At 50.5% G+C, this 15876-nt stretch carries 18 protein-coding genes; 5 read left to right on the forward strand and 13 right to left on the reverse strand.

Annotated elements, in window-relative coordinates:
* Positions 1-19: 19 nt before the first annotated feature.
* The 7 genes from H569_RS0106890 to H569_RS0106920 form a co-directional block, all read right to left on the reverse strand.
* Entirely contained in the window at positions 20-286 is a 267-nt protein-coding gene (locus H569_RS0106890) for a MazG-like family protein (protein ID WP_407638044.1), read from the reverse strand.
* 66 nt (positions 287-352) lie between these two features.
* On the reverse strand, positions 353-805 hold the full coding sequence (locus H569_RS0106895) for a deoxycytidylate deaminase (protein ID WP_027364398.1): 453 nt from the start codon (positions 803-805) through the stop codon (positions 353-355).
* Positions 783-2060, reverse strand: a complete 1278-nt coding sequence (locus H569_RS0106900) for a serine hydroxymethyltransferase (protein ID WP_027364399.1) — start codon at positions 2058-2060, stop codon at positions 783-785. The genes H569_RS0106895 and H569_RS0106900 overlap by 23 nt, the downstream gene beginning before the upstream one ends.
* 238 nt (positions 2061-2298) lie before the next feature.
* Positions 2299-2751, reverse strand: a complete 453-nt coding sequence (gene rpiB, locus H569_RS0106905) for a ribose 5-phosphate isomerase B (RefSeq protein ID WP_027364400.1) — start codon at positions 2749-2751, stop codon at positions 2299-2301.
* Between the two features lie 209 nt (positions 2752-2960).
* Positions 2961-3428, reverse strand: a complete 468-nt coding sequence (locus H569_RS0106910) for a low molecular weight protein arginine phosphatase (RefSeq protein ID WP_027364401.1) — start codon at positions 3426-3428, stop codon at positions 2961-2963.
* Positions 3429-3559: 131 nt separating this feature from the next.
* The gene (locus H569_RS0106915; protein ID WP_027364402.1) at positions 3560-4105 is read right to left on the reverse strand and encodes a manganese efflux pump MntP; all 546 of its coding nucleotides are present in this window, start codon (positions 4103-4105) and stop codon (positions 3560-3562) included.
* Positions 4106-4194: 89 nt separating this feature from the next.
* Positions 4195-5265, reverse strand: a complete 1071-nt coding sequence (locus tag H569_RS0106920) for an L-threonylcarbamoyladenylate synthase (protein ID WP_027364403.1) — start codon at positions 5263-5265, stop codon at positions 4195-4197.
* A 265-nt stretch (positions 5266-5530) separates the two neighbouring features.
* On the opposite strand from H569_RS0106920, the gene H569_RS21245 reads away from it, so the two are divergent.
* From H569_RS21245 to H569_RS0106935, 4 genes are all read left to right on the forward strand, one after another.
* Positions 5531-6133: an accessory gene regulator B family protein gene (locus H569_RS21245; protein WP_027364404.1), complete on the forward strand. Its 603-nt coding sequence runs from the start codon at positions 5531-5533 to the stop codon at positions 6131-6133.
* A 105-nt stretch (positions 6134-6238) separates the two neighbouring features.
* Complete coding sequence (locus tag H569_RS23570; protein WP_157833478.1) at positions 6239-6361, forward strand: cyclic lactone autoinducer peptide; 123 nt, start codon at positions 6239-6241, stop codon at positions 6359-6361.
* Positions 6354-6866: a hypothetical protein gene (locus H569_RS0106930; protein WP_027364405.1), complete on the forward strand. Its 513-nt coding sequence runs from the start codon at positions 6354-6356 to the stop codon at positions 6864-6866. Before H569_RS23570 ends, H569_RS0106930 begins: the two co-directional genes overlap by 8 nt.
* A gap of 40 nt (positions 6867-6906) precedes the next feature.
* Positions 6907-8847: an ATP-binding protein gene (locus H569_RS0106935; protein ID WP_027364406.1), complete on the forward strand. Its 1941-nt coding sequence runs from the start codon at positions 6907-6909 to the stop codon at positions 8845-8847.
* Here H569_RS0106935 and prmC read toward each other — a convergent pair.
* The 4 genes from prmC to rpmE form a co-directional block, all read right to left on the reverse strand.
* Positions 8808-9719: a peptide chain release factor N(5)-glutamine methyltransferase gene (gene prmC / locus H569_RS19520; protein WP_051273390.1), complete on the reverse strand. Its 912-nt coding sequence runs from the start codon at positions 9717-9719 to the stop codon at positions 8808-8810. The two genes, H569_RS0106935 and prmC, sit on opposite strands and share 40 nt — an antisense overlap.
* Before the next feature lie 2 nt (positions 9720-9721).
* The gene (prfA, locus tag H569_RS0106945; RefSeq protein WP_027364407.1) at positions 9722-10789 is read right to left on the reverse strand and encodes a peptide chain release factor 1; all 1068 of its coding nucleotides are present in this window, start codon (positions 10787-10789) and stop codon (positions 9722-9724) included.
* A complete protein-coding gene (locus H569_RS0106950; protein WP_027364408.1) occupies positions 10779-11666 on the reverse strand; it encodes a DUF1385 domain-containing protein in 888 nt (295 codons plus the stop codon). Before H569_RS0106950 ends, prfA begins: the two co-directional genes overlap by 11 nt.
* A 196-nt stretch (positions 11667-11862) precedes the next feature.
* Entirely contained in the window at positions 11863-12063 is a 201-nt protein-coding gene (rpmE, locus tag H569_RS0106955; protein WP_027364409.1) for a 50S ribosomal protein L31, read from the reverse strand.
* Positions 12064-12350: 287 nt separating this feature from the next.
* On the opposite strand from rpmE, the gene H569_RS0106960 reads away from it, so the two are divergent.
* Positions 12351-13466 carry a GAF and HD-GYP domain-containing protein gene (locus H569_RS0106960; protein ID WP_027364410.1) on the forward strand — a complete coding sequence of 372 codons (1116 nt, stop codon included), beginning with the start codon at positions 12351-12353 and terminating at the stop codon, positions 13464-13466.
* Between the two features lie 136 nt (positions 13467-13602).
* Here H569_RS0106960 and H569_RS0106965 read toward each other — a convergent pair whose 3' ends face one another.
* On the reverse strand, positions 13603-13938 hold the full coding sequence (locus tag H569_RS0106965) for a DUF3307 domain-containing protein (RefSeq protein ID WP_027364411.1): 336 nt from the start codon (positions 13936-13938) through the stop codon (positions 13603-13605).
* Positions 13935-15803, reverse strand: a complete 1869-nt coding sequence (locus tag H569_RS19525; RefSeq protein ID WP_051273391.1) for a CHASE2 domain-containing protein — start codon at positions 15801-15803, stop codon at positions 13935-13937. The genes H569_RS0106965 and H569_RS19525 overlap by 4 nt, the downstream gene beginning before the upstream one ends.
* Between the last annotated feature and the right edge of the window lie 73 nt (positions 15804-15876).

A 15876-nucleotide genomic window follows, 5' to 3' on the forward strand; every position in this document is an offset into this window, starting at 1 on the left:
CTATAATAATAACTGTAATTTATGGCTCCGGAACAAGGTAGCCTTTTCGGATCAGTTTATTAATATGTTCATCCAGAGCTTTTTCTATACTTACATGATAATGCTCTTCCAGCACAAACATCATTGAAACTGCTGTCTGGGCCACATCCAGCAGTTCCCTGGTTATCAGCGCCAGCACCTCACGCTCGTCAACGGTACATTTTTCCCCGCTCATGCCTCTGAGCTTGCCGATGGCCTGGGCCAGCTCCCCCGCCTCTTCCATCAACTTTAACGCGGTGGACTCCATGGAGGGAGTCAGGTTGTTAAGCTTGGGCAAGGCCACTATTTTTTTCTGCACCTTTATTCACCACCGCTAACAATCAAGGTCCGTTTTCTTAAGCTCAATACCTGCTTCCGCCAAAATTTCCAGCGCCAGTTCATCGGGGTAATCCCCCCGGTAAACTATTGTTTTAATACCGGCGTTGGCTATCATTTTGGCGCAAAGCACACATGGCTGGTGAGTCACATAAAATGTACCGCCCGCAATGGAAATACCGTGCAGGGCGGCCTGAATCAGAGCGTTTTGCTCGGCGTGCAACCCCCGGCATAACTCATGCCTTTCTCCGGAAGGAATACCCCGGCTTTCCCGCAGGCAGCCTATTTCCAAGCAGTGACGCAGGCCGGCGGGCGCGCCGTTATAGCCGGTGGTTAAAATCCGGTTATCCCGCACAATGATCGCGCCGACCTTCCGGCGCAGGCAGGTTGAACGACCCGCCACCACTGTGGTTATTTCCATGAAATAGCTATCCCATGAGGGGCGCTGCATAAACACCACTCTCTTCGTAAATGGGGAACCGGCGGCATAGGCCGGCAGCCATTTCAGCCGCTTTTTTACGACGCGCCGGGTCGTCGCCAAAACTAAGGGCCAGATGGATTATTTCCGCAACCTCTTGCATTTCCTGTTCTTTAAGCCCTCTGGTGGTTACGGCCGGCGTACCCACGCGCACGCCGCTGGTGACCACAGGCGGTTGTGGATCGTTGGGAATCGCGTTTTTATTTACGGTAACGCCAACCTCGTCCAATACCTTTTCGGCATCGCGACCGGTAATATTTTTATTGCGTAGATCCACCAGCATCATATGGTTGTCCGTTCCCCCGGAAACCAGCTCAAACCCGCGCTCCAGCAGCGCACCGGCCAAAGCCCGCGCGTTGGCGACTATCTGCCGCTGGTATTCCTTGAAGCCGGGTTGGAGAGCTTCACCAAAAGCAACAGCCTTGGCTGCGATAACGTGCATTAGAGGGCCACCCTGTATCCCCGGAAATACGGCTTTATCCACAGCGGCGGCATGTTTTGCTCTACAGAGAATCATCCCGCCCCGGGGCCCGCGTAGTGTTTTATGTGTGGTGGTGGTTACTATGTCGGCGTAGGGAACGGGGCTGATATGTAACCCTGCGGCTACGAGCCCGGCAATGTGCGCCATATCGACCACCAAGAAAGCACCAACCTGGCCGGCTATTTCACTCATTTTATCAAATAAAATTTCCCGGGGGTAAGCACTGGCCCCGGCCACAATTACTTTTGGCTTGTTTTGAACAGCAAGCTCATAAACTTTATCGTAATTTATCCGTCCAGTTTCCTCCTCCACCCCGTAAAAAAACACTTTAAAGTAGCGGCCTGACATATTAAGGGGACTGCCGTGCGTAAGGTGTCCCCCGTGAGCCAGGTTCATCCCCAGGATGCCGTCCCCCGGGTTCAGCAGCGTGAAATACGCAGCCTGGTTGGCCTGGGATCCGGAGTGGGGCTGCACGTTGGCGTGTTCTGCGCCAAAAAGCTTTTTGGCCCGTTCAATGGCCAGGGATTCGGCCACATCAACAAAGGAGCACCCGCCGTAGTACCGGCGTCCAGGCAGTCCCTCGGCATATTTGTTGGTCAGTACCGATCCCTGGGCCTCCATAACTGCCCGGCTGACGATATTTTCCGATGCAATCAGTTCAAGTGTGTTGCGCTGCCTGTCAAGCTCCCGCGCCAACGCGCCGGATACTTCGGGGTCTACATCAGCAAGGGGGCTGTAAAAGCTCATTTAACTTTCCTCCCAATTTTAATAAGCAGTTGCCGGTTAAACAGGTAATTCAAGCTCTCTGTTCCAAACCGTTTGAAGTAAAAAATCATAATAACTACTCAGAGTCAGAAGCCGGAATGAGAAAAAGGTTTGCCGTCCCGGATCATTCTGAATTCCTGCTCCTGAATTCTGAATACCTGAATAATAGTTATTTAATTAAGATTCTTAAACTGGTTCCAAGCCGGTGGTCCCTACTGGGTTAGCACTGCTTGTTATTCCTTTCAATTTCGGCAATCTTTTCAATCCTGCGGGCGTGCCTGCCGCCGGCAAATTCTGAATCAAGCCATGCGCCCACTATTTCACGGGCCAAACCAGGCCCTATAACACGCTCGCCCAGAGTTATAATGTTGGCATTATTATGTTCCGAGGCCATCCGGGCGGAAAAGGTGTCATGACACAAAGCAGCCCTGATGCCTGCCACTTTGTTGGCGGCTATGGAAACACCAATACCGGTGCCGCAGCATAAAATTCCCCGGTCATAGTCGCCACTGACCACAGCGCCTGCAACAGCCCGGGCAAAGTCCGGGTAATCCACTGAATCAAGAGAATAGGTGCCGAAATCCTTATATTCAATTTGCCTTTCCTTAAGGTAGCAGATAATTTCCGCCTTTAGATTAAAACCGCCATGATCGCTGCCTATAGCCACCCGCAACAGGTAACACTTCCTTATCGTTTTTATCAAATTGGCCGAGTCATTTGCCCGGCCCTTAACCTTAAATTATTCTACATTATTCGCGAAGTTTCCTTTAAACATATTAACCAAAAATTAAATATCCAAGGCCGGTTGACCCGGATAAGCATGGAGACATAATCTGGCAAACTATATTTGCATATATTGGTATTACAGTTATTACAGTTAGTTTAAGCCCGACCCCGGAATTTGCGGAGGGCATCGCGAATGAGTGCGTTGAGTTCGCCGGCTGCGATACGGTAGGCTTCTTCGCCCAGGCCAAAGGGGTCGGGAATGTCCCCTCCTGTACCGGCATATTCCGCCAGTGTATATATTTTATCCGAAGCGGCCGGCGCCATACGCAACAGCATGTCCCTGTGGGCGGCAGTCATGGTTAATACCAAATCTGCTTCCTCAACATCGCCGGGCGATACCAGTGAAGACCTGTGCCCGGTTAAGTCTATACCCCGCTCCTCCATCACGGCGATAGCCCGGTAAGACGCACCGTCACCAGGCAGGGCGGCAATTCCGGCGGATTTAAACTCAATGTCGTCCCGGCCCGGGTAAAGCTCAGCCAGCGCCTTGCGGGCCAGCGCCTCTGCCATGGCGCTGCGGCAGGTGTTACCGGTGCAAATAAATAAAATCTTTTTTTTCTCCATAGCTAACTTACACCAACTACTATTCAGGTATTCAGAATTCAGTAGTCATAATTCAGAATACTACGAGACGATAAACCGTTCTCTTATGTTGACTCCTGACTCCTGAGCAGTTACCTTATTATTCCCAATCTTTACGGTATCATCATGCGGATGCCGATACCCACCAGAAGCAGCCCGCCTCCGGCAACGGCCCGCTCACCGACCTTAATCCCGACAAAACGGCCCAATATAAGTCCTGATGCTGTCATTACCCCCGCTGTAACACCGATTATCATGGCGGTTAGGGGCAGGTTAACCTGCCTTGTGCCAAGGGAAAATCCTACGCTGAGGGCATCCATACTAACGCTGGCAGCCAGTAGCAGCAGTCCCCAGGTATTAACCAGAACAACCTTTGGATCAATAGCCTCTCCACTTTTAACAACCGATCGGATCATTTTAACTCCCAGGTAAACCAAGAGCAGGGCACCGGCAATGCTTGCCGCTCGTCCCGCAAAAGTACCCACAAATTCACCGGCGTACCATCCCGCCAGCGGCATGACGATATGGAAAATCAAAACCGTCAGGCTGACGATTAAAATTTGCCGGCGCGTTACCCCGGCCATGCCCAGGCCAAGGCACATGGAAAAGGCGTCCGTACCAAGGGCTACGGCAAGGGCAAGAACGGTATAAAGGCTCAATCTAAATTCCTCCATCATTTAGGCTGTTCAATGATAAATGTTTATGCAAAAACCTGTGGTTTCATCCATGCCCCGGCTGGCTATCAGCTTTATATCGCAATAATCTTTCCCCCTGCAGCCCTAATTAATCTGTCCATAACCGCCAGGCCGACGCCTTCCCGCGCAATCCCCTGGGCCAGGATTCTATCAACCCCCAACCGGTCAAACCGCCGCAGGGAATCATATAGCGCTGCCGCAACCGTCTCCGGGTCCAAGCTGTTGCCGGCCAATACGATATCATAATCTTTGCCTGTATATAAGTGAGCGGTATCCTCATAGGTTAAAATCCCCACCCTTAACCCCTGTGATTTAATCCGCCCGGCCTCGGCCAGGATATAGCCGGCCAGGTCTTTGACATTAGAACCTTCGAACAACAGCAATGGTGCACGGGGGGCGTAATGCATGTACTTCATGCCCGGGGACCGGGGTTTTTCCACCCTGCCGCCATTCACCGAGGGATCAATTTCCACCTGGCCCAGCACTTCTTCCAATTCCCGCCTCGTCACCCCGCCAGGCCGCAAAATAACCGGAATTCCACCTGTCAGGTCCAGCACGGTGGATTCCACACCCACGCCGGCCGGACCACCGTCCAGCACAAGGTCAATCCGGCCGGATAAGTCTTCCATTACGTGCCGGGCCGTGGTTGGACTGGGACGCCCGGACACATTGGCGCTGGGCGCAGCAACAGGAACACCGGCCGCTTCAATCAAGGCCTGCGCCACCGGGTGCGCCGGCACCCGAAACGCAACCGTATCCAGCCCACACGTTACTTCCCGGGGAAAACTGTTCGCGCTTTTAAGCACCAGTGTCAGCGGCCCCGGCCAAAAATGTTCGGCCAGTTGTTTTACAGCCGGGGGTATTTCTTTAATGTATTCAGTAATTGCTTGATACTTATTGATATGTACTATTAAAGGGTTATCCGCCGGCCTTCCCTTGGCCGTAAAAATCCCTTTTACCGCACCCGAATCAAGGGCGTTGGCCCCCAGTCCATATACTGTCTCCGTGGGGAACGCGACCAGGCCGCCCTCCCGCAGCACCTCTGCAGCCGCATGAACCAGCCCGGCCTCCGGGTTGCGCGGATCAACCACCAGCAACCGCGTGGGGCGCCGACAAAGTTCCATGTTTTACCACACTCCCGCTCTCTGAAGTAGTATACCACAAAGAGGGTTCCGGTAAAAGAAACCGCTCTGCAGGCTATTTTTATTTATCCAGTTTTGTATAAAGAACTCTCGCTGGTCGAACTATTGCGAAACATGACGGTATTTGTAGGAAAATTTATACATTTTTTAGCAGGAAATTGCCAAATCCATACATAATTAAACCTATAATTCATAATACACTATTCAATTCTACAACATTTTGCAGCAAGAAAGAGAGGCGGGGGATTTGACGTCAATTATCAGCCATTTTTCCCGGTATTTAGCCCAAAAAGCTGGTAACTATACTAAGAATCCAGGATTAAACAGCGAAATTTTTGCCTACGCCTTGATGATAATTCTTGTCAACGTCACCGCCTTTGGAGGAATTTTATTGTTTTCCTGGCTGCTTGGCACGATAAAAGCAACTTTACTGATATGGTCGGCCTTTATCTCCCTCCGCATTTTTTCCGGGGGCCGCCACCAGGCCGGCCCGGTGACATGCTGGGCATTAACTGTTGCAGTATTTACCTTGCTTGGTTTTTTAGTTACAAACATAGCTCCATTTACCGCACAGTATGCTTTAGAAATTGAAGCAGCAGGTTTTATTTTTGCGCTGTATGCGGTTATTGCCCATGCACCGGTTACCATAGCCAGCAAAAAATTCAAGCAGGTTAAAAAAAGCAGATTAAAAACCGCTTCCACTGTGGTGATTATTATTTGGGCGTCCTTTGTTTTTAACCCGTCTGTCATTGCAGCAGACCGCAACCCCAGTTGGCCCCTGGCTATAACCACAGGCCTGGTGGCACAGTCTTTTTCCATATTACCTTTGTCTTTTGCCAAAAGACACTAAATTTGCTGCGGTAAAAAGGCCAGCATCAACCATACCCTTATTAACCTTATATTATGGCTGGATTTTCCTGAAAGATTAAAATATAATCTAGAAAGGAGGGATAGCGTGAAAAGGATACTAATACTTTTAACCGCCACAGCCTTATTGTGGATTGCCCAAATCAGCTCCGCATCAGCATGCTTCTCACATTTTTATGAACCCGAATTACCAGAGAGCCTAAATGAGTAAAGAATTAACCGATAGTTTAATTAATTTGGTTTTTGTCGGAATACCAGAATGCATAGCTTTAACAATGCTGATGCTGGCTTTTTTACAACTTCCGTTAATTTGGAAAAAAACCTTTCTCGTTGGCATTACCCAAGCCATAACAGTGATCGTCTTCCGGATGGTCTCCAACAGTTTAGAACTGCCGGGACTTCATACAGCCGCTGCTGTAATAACTTCGGGCCTTCTGGTAAGCGCCTTCTGGCGAGCGTCCAGGCTAAAAGCTTTAACCTGCAGCATTATTGCTATTGTTTTACTTAGTATACTTGAAATATTATATTACCATCTTTTAGAAATATTGTTTACCGTAAACTTAGATCAAATTGTGCAATCCAAACTGTATTGGGTCCTGGGCGGCTGGTTGCATATAACAACTTTGTCCTTGGCAGCATTGCTGATAATGAAAACCCAATGGTATAAAAAAGGTTTGCATAAATACACGCCTTTTAATCATATCGGGGCACGGTGACAACCGTGCCTTTGACCTGAAAATTAGGAGGCCATCAAAATTGATAAAGCTGGAGGCTGGTTTATCCCGCCTGAAAGAGTGCTATTTATTCACCCACTTGACTTATTCCATTCTTTCCGTTACCTGTTTGTTAGAATGGCTAAAATCGACCCAAATGTTTTTCATTGATGGTTACATGTTTTTATGGGCAGCCTGCTTGATTATCATTCTTGCTTTGATTCCAGCCCAGCATGTTATCATTACCAAAACCTTTTTCCAGGACACAAAAAATTTAGTTTTATACAAAATCGCCTATACCGCCGCAATCTGCATTCTTTATATTCCCATTTTTACGGGCATATTTGCTGAAGGCAATCTTGGCGTTTTAATCATTGTGCCGGTGGTCCTTAATTCAATTATTTGCGGCACCGTTTACGGTTTGGCCACTTCCCTGGCCGTTGCCACGACTATGGCTTTTGTCAACAGTGCCAGAAACGAGTTTTTCCCGGAACTTATAACCAGCCACATCCTGACTCTGGCGGTGCTGGCCATAACCGCCTGGTTTATCGGTCAATCATTTGAATATATTAAAAATTTATTATACCAATTATCAGAAAGCGAAAGAGATCACCGGGACCTCCTCGATAAACTGGGCATAGCCACCCTTTACCTGGACAGCTCACATCAGATAATTGATGAGAACCAGTGTTTCAGAGATCTTATGGGCATTAAAGAGCATAATAGTTTGAGCTCGGAGCGAATAATTAATTATCACCTGCCATTTATTAAGGAGTATTTGAAGGACAATTCCGCACATTCTTTTAATGAAATTCCGGTATTTGGACAAGCATGTGACAGCCTGGGCAATATACTCCCGGTGCAATGCGTGGCTTACCCGACCAATACAGACCTTAAAGACAAGAAAGGGTTAGTATTATGCATCAACGACATCTCCCTTTCTGAAAAGCTGGAAGAAGAAAAAATTAAAACAAATTTGTTTATTGATTTCCTTAACTCCGGCCTGATTCTGTCTGATGCCACAGGCAAAATAATTGAAATAAACCGCCAGGCCGAAGTATTGATGAACAAGTCGAAGGCGGAGGCCATCAACAACAATATGACAGATTTATTAACCAGTGTTGCGGGTAAACCACTCGACCCCACAGCGTTGAAAAAATCCGGGTTTGAAATACAACTGGACGGTAAAACATTGCTTGTTAACTGGGCTGACCTTCGCAAAAGCAGCGACAAAATAATCGGCAGCGCCTGCATTATCAATGATATAACGGATCAAAAAGAAATGGAAAGAAAGATGCACAGGTCGGCGACGCTTTCTGCCATTGGAGAGTTGGCTGCGGGGACGGCCCATGAAATTAGAAACCCCCTTACTTCAATCAGGGGTTTTCTCCAGTTTTTACTTGAGAAAAAAGACGCTAAAATCGGAAAATACGAAAGCTATTTTGCAATTATGCTTAATGAAGTTGACCGCATTAATACTATTATTACGGAATTTTTAAAGCTGGCCAAGCCGGAAAAGGTAAAGCTGAACCCTGTTAATTTAAACGATGTTGTTTTATCAATTTGGGAATTGCTAAAAAACGAAGCGCTGCTGAAAGATATCCAACTGGAACTGGCACTTGATCAAGCTTTAAACCCGATTATGGGCAATAGGGATATGCTTAAACAGGTTATCATCAATTTGGTTAGCAACGCCTTCCAGGCCACAGGCCCGGGAGGAACGGTACAGGTTACCACATCCGCGGAAGAAAATGGCGCCATATTGCTTTCGGTACACGATAGCGGCCCGGGGATGGACGAATCAATTTTGGCCAAAATTTTTGATCCATTCTTTACCACCAGGGACGAGGGGACAGGTCTGGGGCTGGCTATAACCAGTAAGATCGTTGATGATCATAATGCCATAATCAATGTGACCAGCAGCCCTTCCCAGGGCACCACCTTTTACGTCAAGTTTCCACCACCCGTGGATACGGCAGGCTGAGACAGGCGGGCCACAACAAGCCGGGGACGTCCTGCCAGGTCAGCCAGTATCCCGGAGTCCCACCGGGGTGCGGGAACCAGCGCCCGGGCAGGCTCTTCCTGCCCGGGCGTTATTTCCATTAACAGGTGTCCATTGACAGCCAACAGCATTTCGGACTGGGGCACCAGGCGGCGGTAATGGTCCAACCCGTCCTCCCCCCCGTCCAGTGCCAGTAATGGTTCATAATCGCGAACGTCCCGGGCCAGCCCGTTTATTTCTTCACGCGGTATGTAAGGTAAATTTGCGACAACCAGGGCGGCTGAGCCGGGCCTCAGCACCTCCAGCAGCGGAACCAGCAAATCCCCTGCATAAAACATAACCGGCACGTTGTGCCGCGCGGCGTTTTTTTGGGCAATTTCCAGGGCGGCAGGCGATATGTCGGTGGCATAAACAGTCGTACTTGGTGCTAAACGGCCCAGGCTGACAGCTATAGCCCCGCTGCCGGTTCCCACATCAACAGCCAGGCGGTTTCCCGCAGGCCAGCCGGCCAGAACGGCCAGGGCGTATTCCACCATTAGTTCCGTTTCCGTCCGGGGAATTAAAACATGGGGCCCGACCAAAAAATCAAGCCCCATAAATTCCTTGCTGCCGGTCAGGTAAGCCACCGGCTCTCCCCTGGCGCGCCGTTTAAGCAGGTCCCTGTACAGCCCGGCCTCTGCCATAGACAATTCCCGGCCCGGCTCCCGGTACAGGTAAACCCTGTCCCGGCCCAGCACGTGGGCCAGCAGGACCTCGGCATCAATTCTGGGTGCCGCCGCACCGCTTTCATCCATGCTTTTTTTCAGGCATTTTGTGGCGCGGATCAGCGCTTCACCAATAGTTATAGCTCCCATACTTATTCCACCTGCTGCAGCTGCTCCGCTTGGTCGGTTGTCACCAACGCGTCCACAATTTCCTGAATATTCCCCATCAGCGCATCCTGAAGACGGTGTAGGGTCAGCCCAATACGGTGGTCGGTAACCCGGTTCTGTGGAAAATTGTAGGTGCGAATTCGTTCGCTGCGGTCCCCTGACCCCACCTGGGATTTTCTGGTGCTGGCCATCTGCTGCTGCCGGTCCTGCTGCGCCTTGTCAAGCAGCCTGGCCCGCAGCACCCGCATGGCCTTTTCTTTATTTTTATGCTGGGATTTTTCGTCCTGGCAGGAGACAACAATACCTGAAGGTATATGGGTTATGCGTACCGCAGACTGAGTTGTGTTAACCGACTGGCCACCTGGACCAGTGGAGCAAAATACATCTATGCGCAGTTCATTCGGGTTAATTTCCACATCCACTTCCTCCGCTTCCGGCAGCACGGCCACGGTAGCGGCGGAGGTATGGATGCGCCCGCCTGATTCTGTGGTAGGCACCCGCTGCACCCGGTGCACTCCGCTTTCGAATTTCAACTGGCTGTATGCGCCTTTACCTTCAATGACAAAGGTAATTTCCTTTAATCCGTTCAAGTCCGTCTCGTGGGCATCCATAATTTCGGTTCGCCAACCTTTTAGTTCAGCAAACCGGCTGTACATGCGAAAAAGGTCGGCTGCAAACAGCGCAGCCTCTTCCCCACCGGTACCGGCGCGGATTTCCATGATAACGTTCTTTTCATCATTGGGGTCCTTGGGCAATAAAAGGACTTTTAGTTTTTTTTCCAGGGCTTCTTTTTTTTCCTCCAACTCAGCTTGTTCAAGTTCGGCCAGTTCCCGCATCTCGGCATCCAGTTTATCTTGAAGCATCTGTTTGATGTCATCAAGTTCAGCCGATGCCTGTTTGTATTCACGGTAAACAGAAACTATTTCGCTGAGTTCAGAATGTGCTTTGACATATTGCTGCCAGCGCGCCTGTTCCCCGATAACGGCGGGATCGGCAATCAGTTCGCCCAGCTCCTCGTACTTTTTTTCCAGGCTGTCAAGCTTATCGAACACTGACCTCACCCCTATCTTCCTTTAGCACGGCCTTTAAAGCAGTAATGGCCACCTCAACCATATTACCGTCGGGTTCTCCTGTGGTCAATTGTTGCACCCATTTGCCGGGCGCAGCCAGTATGCAAAATATCATATTGTTTTGATACCGGGCCGAAGCTTTTAACAACTCATATGATATCCCGGCCACTACCGGCAACAACAAAACGCGGGACAAAATGCGCCACCATAATACCTGTTCCCCCAGCATGGCGAAGACAAGGATACTCACCACCAGTACGATTAATAAGAAACTGGTGCCGCAGCGGGGATGGTAGGTGGAATAACGCTGCACACGCTCCACAGTTAATTCCTCACCGGCTTCATACGCGTTGATGACCTTGTGCTCTGCGCCATGATAACAAAAAACCCGTTTGATATCATTCATCTGAGCAATTGCAACTACATACGCCAGAAAGACAGTAATCCTGATCAGTCCTTCCAGCAGGTTCTGTAAAATACTGCCGTGCACCCAGCGGTTGAGCAGATGGGCCGCCCCGGTGGGCACCACCACAAAGAGCAAAATAGCCAGCCCAAAGGCCAGGGCCATGGTGATGGCTATATCGCGCGCTGTTAATTCCTCTTCTTCACCCTCCATGGCCTGGTTGGCGGAAAAGGACAACGCCTGCAACCCAACGATCAATGATTCAAAAAGAACTACGACACCCCGTAGCATAGGCCACTTAAGCGGTTTGATGCGTGAAGTTATTGACGAAACAGGCTTGTGGTCGATAACTATGGTACTGTCAGGCCGGCGCACAGCCACGGCAAGCGCATCCGGACCGCGCATCATTACACCTTCAATGACGGCCTGCCCCCCGTAATTAAATTCAGGGCGCATAATTATCACTTCCTATAATTGGGGACATTCCTCCGGCCCTAAAATCCCGACCCTAAAAAGGAGGTGTGTCCCCTTTCTCCAATTGGGGACATTCCTCGAAGAGGTGTGTCCCCTTTCTCCAATTGGGGACATTCCTCGAAGAGGTGTGTCCCCTTTCCTTAATAAAAAAGCAGAGCACCCGCCCTGCCTGAACAGCTTATTTTAAGCCGTATTTTTTGCGGAACTTTTCCGCCCGGCCGCCTGTTTCTACAGTTCGCTGTGAACCGGTGTAAAACGGGTGGCATTTGGAGCAAATTTCAACCTTGATCTCATTTTTGGTGGACCCGGTGATAAATGTTTCTCCACATACACAGGTTACTTTAGCTTCATGGTACTTGGGATGGATTTTCTCCTTCAAAAGAGTTCACCTCTTTCCGGTCAAGATATATATTGGCAAAACAGCCGGTAGGACCGTGTTTTCCCTGGTGCGAACACTAAACAATTATAGCATAACGACCTTATTCAGGCAAGAATTATTACTCATTTTAACCAGTGTTGCTTTGTTCCAAACTGCCATGCTTCGTGGTATAATTAACCAAGTTATTATCCAACCTGAAAAATTGTGGTCAGGAGGGCCGGTGTTCCCACATACGTTTTCATTGATATGCTGGTGCCGCGTTAGCGACGCCCGGGAGGTTTTTTGAGTTGCAAATTGCCCCGGAACATTTACAAACACTATTGGAAACAAGCAGGCTGCTCAATTCCCAGCTGGAGCTTTCCAACCTGCTGGACCTGGTGCTGGAAAAAGCCATTGGGGTTGTTGAGGCGGAGGCCGGGACGTTGTGGATGGTAGAGGAGGACGGCTATCTTGTCCCCATTGTGGCCCGCGGCCCGAAGGCGGACGGGCTTAAGGGCCTTAAACTTAAACCGGGGGAAGGGATGGCCGGCCAGGTTGTGGCCAACAATGAGCCCAAGCTGGTTGAGGATGTGAGCAAGGACCCCAACTGGGCCAAACGTTTTGATGATTCCACAGGATTTGTTACCCGCTCTTTGCTGGGCATTCCATTAATGGCCCGCAATAAGGTAATTGGCTGCCTGCAGTTTGTTAATAAAAAGGATGGGGGATTCTTTTCCAAAATGGACATGGAGTTGGCCATGGCTTTTGCCGGCCAGGCCGCCATATCAATGGATAACAGCAGGATGTATACCTGGCAGCGCACTCTCATGCACAGCCTGCTTACGGTGATGGCTTCCGCCTTGGACGCCAGAGATCCCTATACCGCCGGCCATTCGGAAAGGGTTTGCCGTTACTCGGTGCTTACAGGCAAAGAGATGGGTATGACGACGGAGGAATTGGAGCACCTGGAGCGGGCGGCATTGCTGCACGATATCGGCAAAATCGGAGTGCGGGACAATGTTTTGCTCAAACAGGGGCCTCTGGATATAGACGAGTGGATGGCCATGAAAAGCCACGCCGAGCTGGGGGCAAAAATACTGGCCAACGTTGAGCCGCACCACCTGGCTGGGAAGCTGCACGAAGGAGCGCTGTGCCACCAGGAAAAGTACGATGGGACCGGATATCCCAACGGCTTGAAAGGAGAAGAAATACCTCTGGTGGCGCGGATAATCGCCGTAGCCGACACTTTTGACGCCATAACCACAGACCGGCCTTACCGCAAGGGATCTCCCTTCGCAGCCGCGCTAAGGGAAATCAACCGTTGCGCCGGGACCCATTTCGACCCGGAGGTGGCTAAAGTATTTATTACCGCCATGGCCAGAGAATATAACGTTAACATGGATGAAACCGGGCCTGCTGAATAGGCACGCCTCAGGAGTCAGGAATCAGGAGTCAGAATACTTCGGGATAAAAAGCCGTTCTCCAATTCTGACTCCTGGCTCCTGACTCCTGTTTTTCATGGGAACATTTCTGAAAAGGTACGTCCCCTTCCCTTTATATTCACAACAACGTGGCCACGGCGAGTACGACAATATGCCAGGCCTGGTCAACGGCAACGTTAAGCCACATCACGTCTTTGGCGCCGGTTACCCTTCCGGTCCAAAAGTAAATAAAAGCCCTCCGGTCCAACAAGCAATGGGTCAGAAAGATAAAGCCCACGGCAGGCAGGGACAGCCCCCCGCCACCGAGAGACAGCAGATAAACACAAAAAGTGTAGACCGCCGAGTGAACCAAAAGTGGCACCCACTTCGTTGCTTTACCCTCCGCCATCCAGCGTGTCTGAAAAATAAAATCCCCAACCAGGTGACCAACCAGCAGCCAGGTAAAAAGGTTCATGCCCGGTCTCCCTCTCGTGCAATTTCAGTTACTATTGTATAAACTCCTATTGGATCGGTAAACCCTTTGACTTCTGCGTGGCCCAAATGCCGCAGTTGCCAGGGAAGCTGCCGTGCCCCTCCCTCGCCCAGCATTTTTACCGTGCGTTCACTAATAACAATCAATGTGCCGAAGGTTTTGGTCAAACCCTCAACCCTGGAGGCCAGGTTTACATCCTCGCCGATTACTGTATAGTCCATCCGCTCGGGACTGCCCACGTTGCCCACCAGCACACTACCGGAATTCATCCCTACGCCGATATTAAGGGGGGGCTCGCCCTTCGCCGCCCACTCATCGTTCAGCTTGCCGATGGCATCTTGTATTTCCACTGCCGTTCTGATAGCCCGCTCAATATGGTCCGGGTAATAAACCGGCGCGCCAAAAAAGGCCATTAGCCCGTCCCCCAGGTATTTATCCAATGTTCCCCCATTGCGGAAGATAATTTCGGTCATGGCGGTTAAATATTCATTCAGCCGGCTGACAACTTGCTCCGGGGCCTTGTTTTCACTGTAAGCTGTGAACCCCCGGATGTCGCAGAAGATAATCGTGATGGTAACCCGCCTGCCGCCCAGCTTTAATTCCCCGGAATTGTTCATAAGCTCTTCCACAACACCTGCGGAGACATAGCGGCTGAACATGGCCCTGGTCCGCCGGCGCGCCACTTCAGCCTGCACAAAGTCGGCAGCGGTCATTACGCCATAGGTCATGAATATCAGTACCAGGGGTGCAGCCACATTCAGCCATAGCAGGTAATAGGACCATAAGCCGTAAACAATACCGACGACCACAGCCACCATGGCCAGCGCCCCGGCCAGCCCCAGCCAGGGGCCGCGGCCGCTGACCGCCAGGGTGGACAGGATGCCCACCAGTACCAGGAATAATAAGTTAATCCCGGGCGATACCCGGCGGTACCAGCGCCCGTCCAGGAAACTCTGCACCACCGCGGCATGGATCTCCACTCCAGGAGTTTCCAATGCCCCACTGAGAATAAGGTTGGAGGTTGTGTATGGCGTTGGGTAGCTGTCCTTGGATATCGACGCTGTCGGCCCGATCAGGATAATTTTATCTTTGAACTCCGAGGCTGGGTATTTTCCGCCCACCACATCGGCATAACTATAAGTTTTAAAAGTGCGCTGCGGCCCCCAAAATTCCGGCATGGCCTGGTTGAGTTTATTTAATGGTATCGACCTTCCGACCACAGTCAGCAGCCCCGGGGTATATTTGATATTGGTCGGTTTAAGGTTAACCGCCGTAAGGGCTGTGGCCAGACCCAAAGAAGGAAATGGCATTTCAAAGGTGTTTACATCCACCGCTGTTATATGTCGAACCACCCCGTCAGGGTCGGTCGGTGTGTTAACGAAACCCAACCCCGCGGCCCCCGCCATAATTTCCGGGCACGGTGGTTGAAAAACCTGTTCAACTTGCCCGGACGCCTGGTCAAACACAAATTGACTGGCTAAAACGACCCTCCCGTGCCGGGCTATCGCTTCACCCAAAGCGGCATCTTCCCCGGGCTTGGTAGGCACGTCAAAGGTCAGGTCAAAAGCAACGGCTTTGGCTTCCCGGAGTTTTTCCAGCAATTGCGCGTGTACGGTCCTGGGCCAGGCCGGGGGTCCCAGCTTTTGATAAGATGCCTCGTCCATACCAATGATTACCACCTGCCGGCCGGGATCCCGCACCCCGCGCAAGCGGAACCAGGAATCGTACATCGCCATTTCCAAGCGGTCGAAAACCCCCAGCAGCACCCCGATTCCAGAAATAGCTAAAATTACTAAGGCAATAAACCATTTGTTTTTGTTTATTTTTTCATTGGTGACGCTATTCATGCACTCATCCTTTTTTTACCATGATTGTAACAATTATATTATTGCTACCGCCAAAAAGGGACGGGGATTTACA

The sequence above is a fragment of the Desulfotruncus alcoholivorax DSM 16058 genome (assembly GCF_000430885.1).
In the GTDB taxonomy this organism is placed as follows: domain Bacteria; phylum Bacillota; class Desulfotomaculia; order Desulfotomaculales; family Desulfallaceae; genus Desulfotruncus; species Desulfotruncus alcoholivorax.